Annotated in this window: 1 protein-coding gene; it reads right to left on the bottom strand. The window is 66.8% G+C overall.

Annotated features, from left to right (window positions below; all coding sequences use genetic code 11):
• Positions 1–280, bottom strand: a 280-nt coding sequence (locus tag RMT89_RS42510) for a metal ABC transporter solute-binding protein, Zn/Mn family (RefSeq protein ID WP_315889112.1), incomplete at both ends; no start/stop codon positions are given.

The following is a 280-nucleotide window of genomic DNA, read 5'->3' as shown; positions in this document are numbered from 1 at the left end:
GGCGCCGACCACGATGAGCGCCACGATTGGCGACCTCCTTGGTGACGATCTTCCAGATCTCGGGGCTGTTCCAGATGTGGGGGTCGTGCAGGGGGTTGCCCTGCGCGTCCTTCTCCGGCCAGGGGAGCAGCTTGTCGGCGGGGACCGTGTCGCCGACGGTGAGGTGCTTGTCGCCCAGTGATCGCAGCTGGTCGAGCATCATGGCCTCGAGGTGTACGCCGTTGGACACCACGACGTCCGCGTCACGCATCGCCGTGATGTCGCCGGTGCTGGGCTGGTA

The sequence above is a fragment of the Streptomyces sp. P17 genome, assembly GCF_032436805.1.
Taxonomy (GTDB): domain Bacteria; phylum Actinomycetota; class Actinomycetes; order Streptomycetales; family Streptomycetaceae; genus Streptomyces.
Note: the sequence above shows the minus strand (reverse complement) of the source record. Positions and strands in the feature narration are given on the sequence as shown.